Consider the following 16,313-nt stretch of genomic DNA (forward strand, 5'->3'; position numbering starts at 1 on the left):
GTATGACAAATAACCAACTGAATGCCATGTCAGATCTAAAGACATGGCTTTATTATTTAGAACAACTACATCCTATAACTATTGACTTAGGTTTAGAACGAGTAAAAGCTGTAGCTCAGCGCCTAGATTTATTACAACCAGCGCCTTATATTTTTACCGTTGCTGGCACTAATGGCAAAGGAACAACTTGTCGAACGCTTGAAATGATATTACTTGAAGCGAATTTAAAAGTTGGTGTTTATAGCTCTCCCCATTTATTACGTTTTACTGAACGGGTACGTATTAATAATCAAGAATCAAGTGAACAACAAACCGTAAAAGCCTTTGTAGAAATAGAACAAGCCAGAGGTGATATATCGCTTACCTATTTTGAATATGCAACACTTGCTGCACTTTATCAATTTAAACAAGCAAAATTAGATGTAGTTATATTAGAAGTTGGTCTTGGTGGGCGACTTGATGCAACTAATATCGTTGATGCTGATGTGGCAGTTATTACAACTATTGGTATTGATCATGTTGATTATTTAGGTGATACCCGTGAAAGTATCGGACGTGAAAAAGCAGGCATTTTTAAACCTAAAAGTATTGCTATTGTTGGTGAGCCAGATGTACCAGCATCTATTTTAAATGTGGCTAAATCTGTGAATTGCTCTATTTATAGGGTAAATTGTGATTGGCGTTACCAACAACTTAATAAAGATTTATGGTCATTTGAATCGGCAATAAGACAGTATAAAAATTTACCTATTGCCAATGTTCCTTTAGCTAATGCAGCAACTGCAATTGCAGCTATAAGTTATTCATCACTTAAAATAACACAAGATGAAATAACTAAAGGATTGGCAAAATCAAATTTAATCGGGCGTTTTCAAATTATTCAAACATCGCCATTGGTTATTCTTGATGTAGCACATAACCCACATGCAGCAGCTTATTTAACACAACAATTAGAAAAACTAAAAGCAGAATATTTGCAAGTAGGCAAAGTTAGATTTGTTGTTGGTATGCTTAAGGATAAAGATATTAAAAGTACCTTATCCATCTTAAAAGGTGATAGATGGTATTGTGCTTCACTTTATGGTGAACGAGGTTGTAGTGCTGAAGTATTAAAACAGCACTTATTTAATGAAGGTGAGTTTAATGTATCAGCATTTGATACTGTATCTAAAGCCTATCAAAAGGCAATGCAAGATGCTAAAGAAGATGATATCATCGTGGTATGTGGCTCATTTCATACTGTATCGGATGTGTTAACTGAAATTGAGCATTAAGTGGAATTAGTCATGGTAGACAATCAAGAAAATAATCCCAATAGAGTAAGAAATTGCCTTGTAGGTTTTGCTACATTACTACTTATTATTGCAGCAATAGCCCCGTGGATTATAACGGATAAACCTAACTTACGAACGACAACAACACCAATTTTGCAACCTGAAGTGGTTACGCAGCAAAATCAAGTGGTAGTACCATCTGATGATGTTGATGACAATTTTACCCATAATATATCAGATGTTCCTTACCTATCTGGCTCAGATCAAGATCTAAATTCATCAGCTTCATCTGATATTGTTGATGATACTGACGATTCAACAAATATAATTCAACCTTCAATGTCACAGCAAGAATCTAAACCTTATATGATCCAACTTACGGCTTTAAAAAATAAACAAAAAATAGAAGAGTTAATTGCATTATTACGATTAAATAATTATAGCGTTAGAACAATACCTGATAACCCAGAACCTAATCAGTTAATTAAGTTACAGGTTGGCCCTTATGCTAAAAAAGAGCAAGCTGAACAAGTCATTATTAATTTAAATAACCTAACAAAATTAGAAGGTATTATTATTACTAATTGACCGTTGTGCTACTTGTTTTTAAGTTGTAAAGAATAATTATTATTAATAAAAAGTTGTGAGTTATTATGATGAACTGGGCTGATTTTACGATTATTGGTGTAATTGCTTTTTCTGCATTAATTAGCGTTGTTCGAGGTTTTGTTCGAGAAGCGTTATCATTAGTTAGCTGGATATTAGCTTTTTTTATTTCCAGCCAATTTTATATTTATATTACTGATTATTTAACTTATTTTGATAGTGATGTTATACGTATTGCTGTAGCAATTGTTATTTTATTTATTGCTACCTTATTGGTTTGTTCGATTGTGTCTTATGTTATTGGACAATTATTAAAAAAAACGGGATTATCTGGTACTGATCGTTTATTAGGTATCTGTTTTGGTGTATTACGAGGCGTTTTAGTTGTTGCAGCTATTCTTTTTTTAGTTGATACTTTTACGCCGTTATCACAATCACCTTACTGGATTCAATCTCAGCTAATTCCGCATTTTAGTTTTATTATTCGCTGGTTTTTTGATTTTATACAACAGTCTTCTTCGTTTTTAATACAATAAATTTGGGGTAACCATAGTATGTGTGGTGTTGTTGGTATTGTTGGGAATAGTTCTGTTAATCAATCTATTTATGATGCATTGACTGTTTTGCAACATCGAGGGCAAGATGCAGCAGGTATTGTGACTATCGATAATCAAAATCGATTTCGTTTACGCAAAGCGAATGGTTTAGTCAAAGATGTGTTTCAAGAGCATCATATGCAACGGTTGCAAGGTAATTTGGGCATAGGACATATTCGTTATCCTACCGCAGGTAGCTCAAGCCCATCCGAAGCGCAACCTTTTTATGTCAATTCACCTTATGGTATTGCGCTTGCTCATAATGGAAATTTAACCAATACTGATCAGTTGCGTAATAAAGTGTTCGAACTTGCAAGGCGTCATATTAATACCAATTCCGACTCAGAGGTGCTACTCAATATTCTTGCTAATGAACTTGACAAATTTCCCACCTATCCACTAACTGCCGACAATATTTTTACAGCAATACATAATGTTCATAACATAATTAAAGGCGCATATGCCTGTGTTGCAATGATTATTGGGCATGGTCTTGTTGCTTTTCGTGATCCTTATGGAATACGGCCATTAGTTATTGGTAAACGGGTACTTGAGAATCAGAAAATTGAGTACATGGTTGCCTCTGAAAGTGTAGCATTAGATATTCTTGATTTTGAGTTTATACGTGATGTCGAACCAGGTGAGGCAATTTATATTACTCAAGATGGACAATTATATTCTCAGCAATGTTCGGATAACCCTCAATATTATCCATGTATTTTTGAATATGTTTATTTTGCAAGACCTGATTCTTTAATGAATGGTGTCTCAGTTTATCAATCACGTATTCAAATGGGGCAAAAATTGGGGGCTAAAATAGCAAGAGAATGGAAAGATGTTGATATTGATGTAGTCATCCCTATTCCCGAAACATCTTGTGATGCCGCTCTTGAAATTGCACGTATTTTAAATAAACCTTACCGGCAAGGATTTGTTAAAAATCGCTATGTTGGACGCACCTTTATTATGCCAGGGCAAAGCGCACGTAAATTGTCTGTAAGACGAAAACTCAATGCTAACCGTATTGAATTTGAAGGCAAAAATGTTTTATTAGTTGATGATTCGATTGTACGAGGAACAACCTCAAAAGAAATTCTTGAAATGGTACGTTCTGTTGGAGCTAAAAAAGTCTATTTAGCGTCTGCTGCGCCAGAAATCAGGCATCCAAATGTTTATGGGATAGATATGCCAGTTGCCCGTGAACTTATTGCTTATAACCGAACAGTTGATGAAATAGCAAAAAATATTGGTGCTGATAAGGTTATATTTCAAGATTTATCTGATTTAATTAATTCAATTACAGAACAAAACTCCAACATTCATCATTTAGAGTGTTCTGTTTTTGATGGAAAATATGTTACCGAAGGAATTGATGATAGCTATTTATCATTATTAGAACAGAAAAGAAATGAAACTAAAAAATCTTCAGACATTAAAGAATCAGAAAACCTAGAGATTTATAATGAAGGTTAATAAATTGTGAAAATATAAAATACAATATAAAGGCCTAAAATTATCAATTAGGTCTTTTTTTTATTTAGAGAATAATTTTATAATTTATTTAGCTAGTTACCTACAATAAATTCTTTAATATCAAAAGAAATAGCAATTCCTCACTACTCAACTAGATCTACATCCACTATTAAATTTACAAAACTTTACAAATCTTAATAAATCTTTACTTAATAAATTGAATAATAATGATAAATAAAAAATATATAAAAAACTCAACAAAAAACATAACAAAAAAGTAATAAATTATTTTGATAAATGACATTTTTGTAATAGAATTGCAAAAATTAAAAAATAGTTGTAAAAATCTAAATAGTAAAAGTTAATAAGAAATAATTATATTGCTATTTAAAATTAGAAATTGATATTGGCAATAGATTTCATATTATGCGCTTTATCGGTGAAATATAAGGAATATTAAGATGAGAAAGAATCTTAATTTAACGATTATCTCTGCATTTGTAATAGCTACATTAGGATGGCAATCTGCTTTTGCTTCTGAAACTCAAGTGTCGCAAGGTCCTATAGATAGTAATAAAATAATTGAGTTAAAAGATGGTACGAAAGCTCGTGAGATGCTTAACAATCAGCAACGTAGTCTTTATCAAATTGCACTTTTAAGTAGCATCTCTATTTCAGAATTACGTGCAATGAATGCGGGGCGTTTTGATAAAAAAGATGTTGTTGAGATCGGTGAGCGTATCGTTCTGCCTGAGAATTCACCATTGTTACCTGCAATTAAATTAAACGATGATAAAAAAGATGAACACGCCAATTTACCTCAATTGGGATCAGATGATAATTACGATGTAAAAAAGGATAAAGACGCACTATCAACTCAAATAGCTTCAACATTACAAACTTTAGCTAGCCAAGACTGGAAACAAATAACTTCGCCAGACAATGGTGGTCTATCCCAACATTTAAAAAACAAGGGTAAAGATTACGCAGAAAGTTATGTACGAAATGGGGTTAAAAACCAAGTTGTTGATCCAGTACGTAATGCTGTACAGGATTTTTTAGGTCGTTTTGGTACTGCTCAATTACAATTTGATTTAAGTGATAAAGGCGAATTTAACAATGTCAATTTGAAGTTATTTAGCCCATGGTATGACACAGAAGATACATTAATATTTAGCCAAATATCATTTCAGGAATATGAACACAACCGTCGAATAGGTAACTTTGGTATTGGTCAGCGTTGGGATGTTGCTGATAAAAAATGGTTACTTGGTTATAACGTATTTTTTGACCATGATTTCCAGCGTGCACACAATCGTTTAGGTATTGGTGCCGAAGCTTGGACTGATTATATGAAATTTGCTGCTAACTATTATCATCCGTTATCAGACTGGAAAGATTCTAAAGATTTTGATGATTATTTAGAACGAGCAGCAAGAGGCTTTGATGTTCGATTCCAAGGATATTTACCACAATATCCACATTTGGGCGGATCACTGATGTATGAACAATACTATGGTGATAAAGTTGCTTTATTTGGTAAAGATAATTTACAAAAAGACCCGCGAGCAATTACTGTCGGTCTTGATTATACACCAGTTCCACTTTTCACTATTAAGGCTGAGCATAAACGAGGTCAAGACAATAAAAAGGCAACTAAAGCTGAACTTACAATGAACTATCGTATAGGTACACCGTTAAAAGATCAGTTAGATCCAGATATGGTTCAATCTGCTCGTTCTTTAAAAGGTAGCCGTTATGATTTAGTTGATCGTAATAACTATATCGTTCTTGAATATAAAGAAAAGAAAATATCGGTCGATTTAGGGCTTGAGCAAACTCAGTTAATCGAAGGACAAGCCTATCCGCTAAATATCAGTGTTCACAATGCTAAGAACTTATCAAGTTTAGTATGGTCTGGTGATATGCTTGAAATTGACGCTGGAGGTGGTTTTTTATGTATTGCTACAGGTGAATGTACCGCTTCTTCATGGCTTAATCCACCAGCCGATGTGAATAATTGGCAAATTGTTGCTCCTAGTTATGTTGATCAAGATGGTCAGCGTCGCCCAGTTAGTACAAATGGCAAATATTCTTTATCAGTATCAGTCACTGATAGCCGAGGAAAATCTGCAACATCTAATGCTGTAAGTTTTGAAGTGTTACCAGACCCAGCAATGCGTAAAATTGGTGTATGGGCAGTAGATAGTTCAGGTAACAAAACAACGTTGGCGACTCAGCCTGCAAATGGCTCAAGTAGTTTGACCGTGTTAGCAACTCTCGTTAAACCGAAGGTAAATAATGGTTCAATCAACTCTTTTCAAGATGTAGATGGTTTTAGTGATAGTGAACTAATGGATAGTATACCAGTAACATTTAACGAATTTGTCGGATTGTGGACTGCAACCAGTAATGGCGAAAAAATTGCTTTAATCAATGGTACATCAGGTAATGTAAATGAATGTCCAGAGCAGAAACCTTGTGTTATTGTAAAATCATTTGAAAAAGTAGCAAAAGGTCAAAAAGTATCATCTCGTGCTTCAACTGCGGCTGGTTTAGAAGTAATTGGTGATAGTTATGCAATAGATGTAGCTTCAAATATTGAAGGACTGATTGATTTTTCAATTTCGTTAGATCAGTATGGTTTTGGTTCGTCATTCAATAGAGCCTCTGTTGATTTTTCTGGTGGTAGATCGGGGTATATAGAGGTTTGGAATAAATCTGGAACATTAGTTGCTAAGAGCTCAGGTTCTGTACTTGAATTTGACCCTGCTGGGCCAAACGAATGGCGTGTTGGTAATGAATACCTTGTTAAAGCATTTACATCTGAAAATGGTACCCAAATTGTTGAACCGTATGTAATTTGGTCATTGGTAGGTTCAAATGCAAGTGCTTGTCCTAATAATGAGACTTTATTACCAAATGACGCTAGGAATCATCCTAATGGACCGTGGTTTAACGTTGCTTTGGGACGAGATGCTCACTATATAATAAGAGGTAAAACGGCTAACAATTATAGTTATGCTTCATCTGGCACAAGTATACCAGCGTCTGGTGAGACAGCTCCAGAGAATTTAGATTTAACATCACAGCATGTTTCTACCCCTGCGTGTGCTGGCGATCAAGGATTTAAATTGCAAGTGACCGTTTTATAATAGATAAAAGTTTAGATTATCGACGTAAGTCGATAATCAAGAAGGGAACACCAACAAAATGGTGTATTTATATAAATACAACATGTTAATTTATAGAGAAAAATAGGAAGTTAAACATGAAAAATTTTACAATTAAAAAAGTTGCATTAGGCTTATTTTTAGCTGGTTATGCAGCAAGCAGTGCATTTGCTTTAGATGCAACTACTAATAAGGTGATTAATGGTAATGCACCAATATTGAAAGCTGTAAATGGTACAAAAGCAGAACATACTTTGACTGTTGTTGTATCTCAAAATGAAGATGGTAGTACACCAATCGGTAATCGAGTAGCTAAAGTAGGTGACTATGTCGTTATTAAATTTAATCTAGAAGATGCAGATGGCGATAATGATACTGGAAAAATCAAAGACACATTAAAAGTTTTTGCAAAAAAAACTAATGGTTGGGAGGCTATGAGTGTTCAGGCGACTGAAGACCATAGTGATGCAATAGCTCGTATATCTTTTAAAATAACTAGTGATTTCGCAGGCGCAGAAAAAATTGGTTTTAAACTTTTAGAAAGAACTGACTTTGGTATTCCTTATACCAATAAATGGTTAGAAGTAAATGATATTTGGGCAACAGGTACTCCTAATACTGCTCCAGTAGATCCTAATAACCCAGAAAACCCTCCAAGTAATCCAACTGATTCAGATAATCCAATTTCTGATGATAATCAGGTAAATAATCCCCATGGTCCAGGTGGTGATAATACAGGTATTGGTAATGGTCCAATTATAACTGATGATGCTGAAATTGGTATTTTCCTAGTCAAAGATGATGGTACTCCAAACAAAGATGTTAACTATAAGTTAAGTTCAGCTCCTGAACCTAAATATGGTCAGACATTCCAAGCTATCGTGTGGATTGATAGCGATCTTACAAATGGTGTAATGGATAGTGGTGCAGTTGAATTAACTGGTTATAATTTTGTCTGGACTCTAGATGGTGAATATAAAGGCAAGTCAGCAAATACAGAAGAAATAGCAAGTGGTGATACTATTACCTTAGCTACGACTAATAGTGATACCATGTACAATAAAGGTACCCCGAACCCGAACTACTATGCTGGTGGTCAAGGTTATCACCTTAAAGTTACAACTAACTAATTTTAAATTTGATTATATTTATAAGTGTAAAAAACCACTCTTTGGAGTGGTTTTTTATTTAATATACGCATAACTTAGTGATGCTTTATATTATTTAAATGTTGTTATAAAATAACTAGAAATCTAATTTACTATCATCAAATATGATTATTCCTTGGCAAAATCTTGATCCACAAACATTAAATAACCTAATTGAATATTTTGTATTACGTGAAGGCACTGACTACGGTTTACAAGAAAAATCACTCCAAGAAAAAGTTAATGATGTTAAACTTCAATTAGAGAATGGTTCGGCAGCACTTTTTTGGTCTCAATTACATGAAACAATTGATATTAAACTAATTAAATAGCAGTTAAAATGATTGTTTGTATATGATTTAGTGCGTAACTTTGTTATAGTGTTAGTGTTGTAAATAAAATGGAGAGGTAGGATTAATGATTGGTAAACAACAGTCGGATACAACGTTAGAATGGTTTTTATCTCATTGCCATATTCATAAATATCCAGCTAAGAGTACCCTTATACATCAAGGCGAAAAAGCAGAAACTCTCTATTATATTTTGAAAGGCTCTGTTGCGGTATTGATTAAAGATGATGAAGGCAACGAAATGATTTTGTCTTACTTAAATCAAAATCAGTTTTTAGGCGAATTAGGTCTTTTTGAAGAAGACACAGAGCGAAGCGCTTGGGTTAAAGCTAAAACAAGTTGTGAAGTAGCCGAAATTTCATACAAAAAATTTAAGCAACTTGTTCAAGTTAATCCTGATATTTTAATGCGTCTTGCCAGTCAAATGGCTAGCCGATTACAAGTAACATCTGAAAAAGTTAGTAATTTAGCATTTTTAGATGTTGCAGGGCGTATAGCACAAACACTTCTAAATCTTGCTAAACAACCCGATGCAATGACACACCCTGATGGTATGCAAATCAAAATTACGCGTCAAGAAATAGGTCAAATTGTTGGCTGTTCGCGTGAAACAGTTGGTCGAATTTTAAAAATGCTTGAAGATCAACATTTGATTTCTGCACATGGTAAAACAATTGTAGTTTATGGTACGCGTTAATTGGACAAAATAATATAATTAATATAATGATTGCGACAATATGAGATATTGCATGACACAAGAAAGATCTATTCCTAGTCATGTGGCTATAATTATGGATGGTAATGGTCGCTGGGCACAGCAACATAATCAGTTACGAGTTATTGGTCATCGAGCAGGCTTGAAAGCAGTTCGAAAAATTGTAGCTTATGCGGCAAAAATAAAGATAAAAGTCCTTACTTTATATGCTTTTAGTAGTGAAAATTGGAAACGTCCACACAATGAAGTTTCTGCCCTAATTTCCCTTTTTATTTATGCATTAAATCGTGAGATAAAAAGTTTAAATAAAAATAATGTTCGTTTGAATATTATTGGTGATATTTCTCGCTTTAGTGAACATTTACAAAATATGATTATTCATGCGCAAAATTTAACGAAAAACAATTCTGGACTAGTACTAAATATTGCAGCTAACTATGGCGGACGTTGGGATATTTTGCAGTCAGCAAAAAAAATTGCTATGCAAGTTACTAACGGAGAAATCAGTTTAGATGATATTACTGAGGATCGTTTTGGCTCAACAATGTGTATGAGCGAATTTCCTGAAGTGGATTTAGTTATTCGTACTGGCGGAGAATATCGAATTAGTAATTTTTTGTTATGGCAAATTGCTTATTCTGAACTCTATTTTACCAATACCTTATGGCCTGATTTTAATCAATCTTTATTCGATGAAGCAATCAATGCATTTAATGCCAGAGAACGACGCTTTGGTGGTATTCATAATAAGGAGCATTCATGTTAATCCATCGCATACTTGCTGCAATTGTGCTTATTCCGCTTGTGGTAGCAGTTCTTTTTTTTGTTCCATTACCCGTGTTTTCTTTCACTATTATTCTGGTTTGTGGATTAGCCGCATGGGAGTGGACTCAGTTTCTTCATATTAGAAAAAAATATTTAAAATTAATTTTTTCTTTTTCAACAGTTATTTTATTGGGCATACTTTATTTGGTTCCGGATTCTATTGAATTTAAAATGAATTTATATAGTATAATTTTATTTTTATCAATCATATGGTGGTTAACTGCTTTGTTTTTAGTAAGTAGCTATCCAACCACGACAAAGTATTGGTGTAATTCAATCTTTATAAAGTTACTATTTGCTTTTTTTACGCTAGCACCGTTCTTTATTAGTATGGTCGAATTAAGAGCAATTAACTACAATTCTAATTCTTATACGGGTGCAATTTGGTTGCTTTACGTCTTTGTGCTAGTATGGGCGACAGATACTGGAGCTTATTTTGTTGGGCGATCATTTGGTAAACGAAAATTAGCGGCAAAAGTATCCCCGGGTAAAACTATAGAAGGATTCATAGGCGGTATTAGTGTAGCAATTGCAATTAGTTTAATTGCTTACATACTTAACATGTTTGACATGACTTTCAGTACATTTTTTATTAGCTCTTTGTTAGCGATTTTAGTTTCGGTTTTAGGTGATTTAACTGAAAGTATGTTTAAGCGTGAAGCAAATATTAAAGATAGTGGTCACTTAATTCCTGGTCATGGTGGAATTTTAGATCGCATTGATAGCTTAACTGCTGCCGTTCCTGTTTTTGCTACATTAGCTTTTTACTTATTATAAAAGGTAATAGATTTTGTTGTGGTCGCTGTTATTGTTTGTTATTACCATGAGTATATTAGTTACTATTCATGAGTTTGGACATTTTTGTGTTGCTCGTTTGTGCAAGGTTCAAGTTGAATGTTTCTCAATTGGTTTTGGTAAAAAAATATGGTCTCATAAATTTTTAAGCGGAACCGAATTGGTAATTGCTATGATTCCGCTTGGTGGTTATGTTAAAATGCTCGACGGTAGAGCAACAACATTATCAAGCGATAACGAAAACTTTGCATTTGATAGAAAAAAAATTTGGCAAAGAACTGCAATTATTTTTGCTGGTCCATTTGCTAATTTTATATTAGCCTTAATTATCTATTGGATCATTTTTTTGATGGGTGTAGTTGTTTATCCTGTTAAAATAAAAGAAGTTATACCTAATACACCAGCTTCTACAGTAATAATACCAGCTGGTGCAGAATTGAAAACTATTGATAATATAAAAGTAGAAACATGGAATGACGTAAATTTAGCCTTAATTGCGGCAATGGGAAAAGCTAATGTGTCTTTTTCTTATATCGATAGCTTTGGTGATGATAACCAGAAAGAAGTTAAAAAAAATGTAGATATCAGTAATTGGCATTTTGATATAGAAAAGGATTCGACAATTACCGCATTTGGTTTTGTTCCTGAGAAGGTGAAAGTTTATCCAATTGTGAGTAAAATTGTATCGGGTTCGGCTGCTGAGAAAGCAGGTCTGCGTGTTGGGGATAAAATTATTGGTTATAATGATCACTCATACGTTGATTGGAATGATTTTTCCAATACAATTAAAACAGCTCAAGCAATGATGTTAAAGGTTAATCGAGGAAATATAGATATTTATCTTAAACTCGTGCCAACTATTGGAATAGATGGAAAAGGTGTCGCTGGTTTGTATCCCAAGTCTGATGCAAGAATTATGCAGTATGGTTTTTTAGAAAGTTTTAATAAAGGTATGGCGCAAACAGTGTTAACCACGAAGTTAACGATTCGTTCGCTTTATCAATTAGTAACAGGTGTTATTGGTCTAAAACATTTGTCTGGACCAATAACAATAGCAAAAAGCGCAGGGCAAACAGCAAGTTATGGTTTTACCTCTTACTTATATTTTCTAGCTTTTATTAGTATAAGTTTGGGCGTTATCAATCTTGTTCCATTACCTATGTTAGATGGCGGGCACCTTGTTTTTTTATTATTTGAAAAGATAAAAGGTAAAGCCTTATCAAATGAAGTACAAGAACGATTTTCTCGTATTGGCTTTTTTTTATTGATGGTAATAATGGGAATTGCACTATTTAATGATATTTTACGATTGTGATGGGATGAGGTTATAAACATTTACGATGAAAATAAATAAATTACTTATAGCATCTTTGTTGTTTAGTACTACAGCAGTATATAGTTCCAATGCATTTTGTGTTGATGATTTTGTAGTAAAAGACATCAAATTTGAAGGTTTGCAACGTGTTACTGTTGGAGCAGCATTACTTGAAATGCCTATTCAAGTCGGTGATTATGTTAATGAAGCTGATTTAGGCCGTATCATTAAATCACTATATTCTAGTGGAAACTTTGATAATATTACCGTTTCTCGTGATGGTGATAGGTTAATTGTTCATGTTCAAGAACGCCCTACTATTGCTAGCATAACTTTTTCTGGTAATAAGTCTGTTAAAGATGAGATGCTGAAAAAAAACCTAGATAGTTCAGGTATTCGTGAAGGTGAAGCATTAGATCGTACTATGCTTTCTGGTATAGAAAAAGGCTTAGAAGATTTTTACTATAGTGTTGGTAAATATAATGCTCAAATCAAAGCTGTTGTAACTCCGTTGTCACGTAATCGTGTTGATTTAAAATTAGTTGTAGCTGAAGGTAAATCGGCACTAATTGATCAGATTAATATTGTTGGTGCTAAAGCTTTTTCATCTGAAGAACTTATTTCGCGTTTTACTTTGCGTGATGAAGTACCTTGGTGGAATATGTTTGGAGATCGCAAATATCAAAAACAAAAATTGGCAGCAGATTTAGATGAATTACAAAGTTTTTATTTAAATCGTGGTTATGCTCGTTTTAACATTGAGTCAACGCAAGTTAGTTTAACGCCAGACAAAAAAGGCATATACGTTACAGTTAATATTCATGAAGGTGAACAGTATAAGTTATCTCAACTTGAATTTATGGGTAATTTTGCTGGCCATAAAGGCGAGATTTCCAAAATTGCTAATGAAAAAGTAAAAGTTGGTGAACTTTATAATGGTAAAAAAATTACTGAAATTGAAGATGGCGTTAAGCGTCTACTTGCTAATTTCGGTTATGCGTACCCTAGAGTATCAATTCAGCCTGAAATGGATGATGTCGCACATACGGTTAAATTAGTTGTTCTTGTTGATGTGGGTGAACGTTTTTATGTTCGTAAAATTAAAATAGTTGGCAATACTGTAACCAGCGAAAGTGTAATTCGCCGTGAGCTTCGACAAATGGAGGGGGCTTGGTTAAGTAATGGATTAGTTGAATTAGGTAAAGAACGTTTAAACCGACTTGGATTTTTTGATACTGTTGAAGCTAATACTGAACGTGTGCCTGGTATTGATGATCAAGTTGATATTATTTATAAAGTTGCTGAACGTAATACCGGTAGTATCAAATTTGGTATTGGTGTTGGTTCTGATAGTGGTGTTAGTTTCAATGCCGGTATTTCTCAAGATAACTGGTTGGGAACAGGTAACAGTGTCTCATTTGATGTTAACACAACTGATACAGATAAAACTGCATCTATTTCTATCGTTGATCCTTATTTTACTGTTGATGGTGTAAGTTTAGGGGGTAGTATTTATTATAATACCTATAAAAATGACGATAAAGATGATGAATCAGAATATTCAAGTAAGACTTGGGGCGCATCAGCTAATTTAGGATTCCCAATTAGTGAAAATAATTTTGTTCGTTTTGGTTCTGAATTTGCTAACCATAAGTTATCTGGTATGCAAGCGCAATATGGAATGTGGCGTTATTTCAACTCTATGGGTGAAAAAGTGAACAATAAAAGTTCTATTTCATTTGATACTAATGATTTATTGTTAAATGCTTATTGGACATATAACTCTTTAGATCGTGGATTTTTCCCTACTGATGGACTTAAAATAACAGCTAATGCTAAAGTTACAGCACCATTATTTGAAAATAGGTTCTATAAACTAGTCTCAGATGCGTCTTACTATTATCCTATTGACAATGACCATAACTGGATCTTTTTAACTCGTGCTCGATTAGGCTATGGTGGCGGTTTAGGTGGAAAAGAGTTACCTTTTTATGAAAACTTCTATGCTGGTGGTGCCTCTGTGCTACGTGGGTTTAAATCAAATACTGTAGGTCCTAAAGCGGTATATCTTAATAAAAGTGGAGTTTGCGATAGCTTAGATAATACATCTGGATGTACAAAATCAAAAGATGCTGTAGGTGGTAATGCTATAGCTTTTGCAAGTACAGAGCTAATACTTCCAACGCCATTTGCTAGCGAAAAATATGCTGATAATATTAGAACATCACTATTTTTCGATGCAGGTACTGTATGGGATACTGAATGGAATTTAAAAGGAAAAAATATCCCTGATTATAGTTCCCCATCGGATATTAGGATGTCTGCTGGGCTTGCTGTGCAATGGATGTCTCCATTAGGTCCTTTAGTCTTTTCTTATGCTCAACCGTTTAAGAAATATGATGGTGATTCAACTCAACAGTTTCAATTTAATATAGGTTCTACATGGTAATTCCATGTTATAAAATAGAAAACAAATAGGTGATTAAAGTGAAAAAAATTATATATTTTCTTAGTGTTAGTACGGCATTACTTTTTGCAAGCTTTGTAAATGCTGAAGTAAAAATTGGTGTAGTCGATGTTATGTCAGTATTACAACGTATGCCGCAACGCGAATCGGTTGGTAAAGCATTGGATAGTGAATTTGAAGCAAGAGCTAAATCATTACAAGCTGAAGAAAAGAAAGCAAATGAAGCTGCTGCACGATTAAAAAAAGATGGTTTAACATTGTCTTCATCTGAAAAAACGAAATTAAATAAAACAATTTCTGATTTTGAAAATAAAGCTAAGGCTTTTTCTGCAGATTATCGTAAGCGTGAAACAGAAGAAGCAGAGAAATTATTAATTAAAATCCAAGAAGCTATTAAAGATATAGTCGCAAAAGAAAAATACGATATTATTTTAAAAGCAGAAGCCACCTTATCAGCTTCAGATGCGGTTGACATTTCAGACAAAGTGTTGGAAAAGGTTAAAAAATAATGTTTTCCTTTCGTTTAGAGCAATTAGCTAAGCAACTTGATGCTAGGTTATATGGTGATGGTGATTTAGCCATCACTGGTATAGCATCAATGAATAGTGCTATATCAGGTCAAATTACATTTTTATCTGATAAGAAATTACAAAAGAATTTATTAGAATGCAAAGCTTCTGCTGTGGTAATGACAGAAGAGGGTCTTGAGCATTGGAATGGTGCAGCCCTTATTGTAAAAGATCCATACCTTGCATATGCAAAATTAGCACAATACCTAGATACTACTCCAGCTCCAGCTAAGGATATAGCTACATCAGCAGTGATTGATTCGACTGCTCAATTAGGTAGTAATGTTTCTATTGGCGCTAACGCTGTTATCGAAAGCGGTGTGATATTAGGAGACGATTGTATCATTGGTGCAGGGTGTTTTGTTGGAAAAAATACAACAATAGGTGCAGGTACAAAATTATGGGCTAATGTTTCTATTTATCATAATTGTATTATTGGAGAAAATTGCCTGATTCAATCTGGGACTGTAATTGGTGCAGATGGATTTGGTTATGCTAATGATAAAGGGAAGTGGGTTAAAATTCCTCAATTAGGGCGTGTTGTCATTGGCAATAACGTTGAAATTGGTGCCTCAACGACAATTGATCGCGGTGCTCTTGATGATACTATTATTGGTAATGGTGTTATTATTGACAATCAATGTCAGATTGCTCATAACGATGTAATTGGAGATCATACGGCCGTTGCTGGTGGCGTTATTATGGCTGGAAGTTTAACTATTGGTCGACATTGTTTGATTGGTGGTGCAAGTGTTATTAATGGACATATGGAAATATGTGACCAAGTTACAGTAACAGGTATGGGTATGGTAATGCGCCCAATTACACAGCCAGGTGTTTATTCATCAGGTATTCCATTGCAAGAAAACAAAGTATGGCGAAAAACGGCATCATTAGTTTTACATATTGACGAAATGAATAAACGCTTGAAAGCGCTTGAGAAGAAACTATTAAATGTCTCGACGTAGACGATTGCGGTCGGTATAATGCATGCCTATTTTTTAATT

The 16,313-nt window shown here is 33.9% G+C and carries 14 protein-coding genes; all 14 read left to right on the forward strand.

What is annotated here, in order from left to right; all coding sequences use genetic code 11:
- Nucleotides 1-2: 2 nt before the first annotated feature.
- The 14 genes from folC to lpxD all read left to right on the forward strand — a co-directional run bounded on the left by folC (nt 3) and on the right by lpxD (nt 16,274).
- On the forward strand, nt 3-1,274 hold the full coding sequence (gene folC / locus J6569_RS00365) for a bifunctional tetrahydrofolate synthase/dihydrofolate synthase (protein ID WP_065590329.1): 1,272 nt from the start codon (nt 3-5) through the stop codon (nt 1,272-1,274).
- Nucleotides 1,275-1,286: 12 nt separating this feature from the next.
- Nucleotides 1,287-1,862: an SPOR domain-containing protein gene (locus J6569_RS00370; RefSeq protein ID WP_065590330.1), complete on the forward strand. Its 576-nt coding sequence runs from the start codon at nt 1,287-1,289 to the stop codon at nt 1,860-1,862.
- A gap of 68 nt (nt 1,863-1,930) precedes the next feature.
- Nucleotides 1,931-2,416: a CvpA family protein gene (locus J6569_RS00375; RefSeq protein WP_085165571.1), complete on the forward strand. Its 486-nt coding sequence runs from the start codon at nt 1,931-1,933 to the stop codon at nt 2,414-2,416.
- A gap of 18 nt (nt 2,417-2,434) precedes the next feature.
- Nucleotides 2,435-3,949 (forward strand): amidophosphoribosyltransferase, encoded by a 1,515-nt coding sequence (gene purF, locus J6569_RS00380; protein ID WP_065590331.1) that lies wholly within the window; start codon nt 2,435-2,437, stop codon nt 3,947-3,949.
- A gap of 461 nt (nt 3,950-4,410) precedes the next feature.
- Nucleotides 4,411-7,104, forward strand: a complete 2,694-nt coding sequence (locus tag J6569_RS00385; RefSeq protein WP_174798764.1) for an inverse autotransporter beta domain-containing protein — start codon at nt 4,411-4,413, stop codon at nt 7,102-7,104.
- A 116-nt stretch (nt 7,105-7,220) separates the two neighbouring features.
- Nucleotides 7,221-8,252, forward strand: a complete 1,032-nt coding sequence (locus J6569_RS00390; protein ID WP_174798763.1) for a hypothetical protein — start codon at nt 7,221-7,223, stop codon at nt 8,250-8,252.
- Between the two features lie 143 nt (nt 8,253-8,395).
- On the forward strand, nt 8,396-8,602 hold the full coding sequence (locus tag J6569_RS00395; protein ID WP_065575078.1) for a YheU family protein: 207 nt from the start codon (nt 8,396-8,398) through the stop codon (nt 8,600-8,602).
- An 85-nt stretch (nt 8,603-8,687) separates the two neighbouring features.
- A complete protein-coding gene (gene crp, locus J6569_RS00400; RefSeq protein WP_034910269.1) occupies nt 8,688-9,317 on the forward strand; it encodes a cAMP-activated global transcriptional regulator CRP in 630 nt (209 codons plus the stop codon).
- Nucleotides 9,318-9,369: 52 nt separating this feature from the next.
- Nucleotides 9,370-10,101, forward strand: coding sequence for an isoprenyl transferase (locus tag J6569_RS00405; RefSeq protein ID WP_218059337.1), 732 nt, complete (start codon nt 9,370-9,372; stop codon nt 10,099-10,101).
- Entirely contained in the window at nt 10,095-10,937 is an 843-nt protein-coding gene (locus J6569_RS00410) for a CDP-archaeol synthase (protein WP_065590335.1), read from the forward strand. Before J6569_RS00405 ends, J6569_RS00410 begins: the two co-directional genes overlap by 7 nt.
- 16 nt (nt 10,938-10,953) lie before the next feature.
- Entirely contained in the window at nt 10,954-12,270 is a 1,317-nt protein-coding gene (gene rseP / locus J6569_RS00415; protein ID WP_255456974.1) for an RIP metalloprotease RseP, read from the forward strand.
- A gap of 25 nt (nt 12,271-12,295) precedes the next feature.
- Nucleotides 12,296-14,719 (forward strand): outer membrane protein assembly factor BamA, encoded by a 2,424-nt coding sequence (bamA, locus tag J6569_RS00420; RefSeq protein ID WP_174798761.1) that lies wholly within the window; start codon nt 12,296-12,298, stop codon nt 14,717-14,719.
- A 38-nt stretch (nt 14,720-14,757) separates the two neighbouring features.
- The gene (locus J6569_RS00425; protein ID WP_065590337.1) at nt 14,758-15,246 is read left to right on the forward strand and encodes an OmpH family outer membrane protein; all 489 of its coding nucleotides are present in this window, start codon (nt 14,758-14,760) and stop codon (nt 15,244-15,246) included.
- Entirely contained in the window at nt 15,246-16,274 is a 1,029-nt protein-coding gene (gene lpxD / locus J6569_RS00430; protein ID WP_174798760.1) for a UDP-3-O-(3-hydroxymyristoyl)glucosamine N-acyltransferase, read from the forward strand. The genes J6569_RS00425 and lpxD overlap by 1 nt, the downstream gene beginning before the upstream one ends.
- The last annotated feature ends 39 nt before the right edge of the window (nt 16,275-16,313 follow it).

It is taken from the genome of Gilliamella sp. (genome assembly GCF_024104075.1).
GTDB classification, from domain to species: Bacteria; Pseudomonadota; Gammaproteobacteria; order Enterobacterales; family Orbaceae; genus Gilliamella; species Gilliamella bombi.